This window comes from Robinsoniella sp. (assembly GCF_034124845.1).
Map to the genome: position 1 here is coordinate 1 of NZ_JAWYAJ010000193.1, position 2,114 is coordinate 2,114.

Sequence of the window (2,114 nt, forward strand, 5' to 3'; positions counted from 1 at the left end):
CGGTTTGTTGTGTCCCCAATTCAGGGAGAATAGTACCTTACTTTATTCAGTCTATGTTTTTAAAGTCAGAGCAGGGTTTCCAGGCTGTGCTATACGGAGCCTGCGTCATGAAGAGTACCTGGCAGAAAGCGGAAGTAATGATCAAAGAGACTACAGATTATCCATTCTCATCTAAAGTCCGCTTGAAGGTAACTGTTTCACAGCCGGCTGAATTCTCCTTATCGTTCCGATTCCCGGAATGGGCAGATCAGGTCATCCTGAATCACCATATCTATGATAAAGAAAGCGTGCGGGAAGGTGAAATTAAAATTCATAGAGTCTGGGAGGGCACAACGGATTTTGAATTGAGCTTTGTATGCAGAGTGCGCTTTAAAAAAGACTTTCATGGTGAAACCTATATAAGCAGAGGTCCTGTCATTTATGCTCTTCCAATACCGGCAAAAGAGAAAACTTTAAAAGAATTGAATGGAGGATCGTTTTACGAAAAAACATATGTTCCGGAAAGCAGAATTTATGAAAACGCATATTTAATGGAACGGGATTTTACAAATTTCCAGTATTGTGAAAATTCAGAAGGAAAAGACTGGGAGCGTTGTATTTTAAAGGGGATATGTTATACAGATGGGGTGAAACATAGGCAAGAATTTGTTCCCATGGGGCATACGATACTGAGAAAAACAACTTTTTCTGTTAAAACGAATTAATTTAAAGAGAGAAGTGATACTGGCACTTTTTGGTTTTACGGCAAAGGCATGGAGAGTAGCAAATTCCAAACTTGCGGTCAAGAATAATGTTAGGGATTTTGCTACTGTGAATGAATTGACAGCTCACATAAACTCCAAGTGGTAAACGTTTAGGAGGTAAAGCGGCCCCCTGACAAGAAACGCTGATATGCCCTGGCAAGCATTTCAGTCAAGACAGCGGTATCAATATCTGCAAGTTTGTTTATATACACACAGCTTTTGCCTGAAGTGGTCTTGCCCAGCCGTTTCAGATAGCTTTGTAGCTCCGGTTCATCTAAATAGAGATGCAGAGTGATTTTTCTATTTGTCACAGAAAAGCCGGTGGCGTAGATTTCAGCACTGTATCCGGAGGCGCAGCGGTATTTGTAAGATCCATATCCGATAAATTTTTCTCCCCAGACTACTGGCGGTTCGCCAACAGCTTTTTCAAATATATTCAGTAAAGCTTTTGCATCAGCCTGTTTCTTTTCATCCGGAATTGCAGCAATTACCTGCATAGGGTCTTTGTCAGTAGGCTGGGTTTTCAGTGTGTATTTACTTGTCATTTTGGACTCCTCTTGTTTAGAGCGTGCTTGGAAATTGCGCTCTGGCATCTGTGCGCCACAATTTTTATATACCTGTATTATTCTTCAGAAGAAAAGGGTTTATACAGATATAATAACAATGCTTATAATATAAGCAAACATAAATTCTTTCAGAGAAGTTCTAAATTATTTACCGGTTACATTATAACCTTTCAAATCTTATACAGATGAAAGCGTTTCATATCTGCTTTTCAAGTCTTTTACTTTAGTTTCAATGGAACGTATAGTATCTTTAAATACATCATCTGCCTTACCGGTTGGGTCGGGAAGTCCCCAGTCTTCACGATGTTTGCAGGGGATGTTAGGACATGCAACATTGCATCCCATCGTAATCACAATATCAACCTTTGGAATATCCGTTATTAATTTAGGTGCCTGTGATTTGGTCATATCAATGTCATAGATTTCGTTAACAAGCCTTACGGCATCAGGGTTTATTTTGGAAGTAATCAGTGTACCGGCAGAGTAACATTCAAATTGATCAGCGGCAAAATATTTGCATAGGGCTTCTGCAATCTGTGACCGGCAAGAGTTATGCACACAAATAAAAGCGATTTTTATTTTCATTTTAATTAACCTCGTATTCATAATTTTCGATATGAAAACAATAACACTTATATCAGCGGATGTCAATTTGATATTTGATGGTGCTGGGGTATTGTTGATCCATATTCTATTAAACCTGAAAAAGTACAAATTGATTTAAAATATCCAAGCTTAAAAGCAATCGTCATGAAATAATGTAAATTAACATGAAATTAGTCCTAAAAGCCTGAAAAATCCCATG

3 protein-coding genes are annotated in these 2,114 nt (G+C 38.4%); 1 reads left to right on the plus strand and 2 read right to left on the minus strand.

Annotation, left to right across the window (positions count from 1 at the left end; all coding sequences use genetic code 11):
• On the plus strand, nucleotides 1–704 hold a 704-nt coding region (locus tag ACH2DQ_RS09105), incomplete at its 5' end, for a hypothetical protein (RefSeq protein ID WP_395026474.1).
• 149 nt (nucleotides 705–853) lie between these two features.
• Here the strand turns inward: ACH2DQ_RS09105 and ACH2DQ_RS09110 are convergent.
• Complete coding sequence (locus ACH2DQ_RS09110; RefSeq protein WP_394912603.1) at nucleotides 854–1,288, minus strand: DUF1801 domain-containing protein; 435 nt, start codon at nucleotides 1,286–1,288, stop codon at nucleotides 854–856.
• A 198-nt stretch (nucleotides 1,289–1,486) separates the two neighbouring features.
• Nucleotides 1,487–1,894: an arsenate reductase ArsC gene (locus ACH2DQ_RS09115; protein ID WP_394912604.1), complete on the minus strand. Its 408-nt coding sequence runs from the start codon at nucleotides 1,892–1,894 to the stop codon at nucleotides 1,487–1,489.
• Nucleotides 1,895–2,114: the final 220 nt, after the last annotated feature.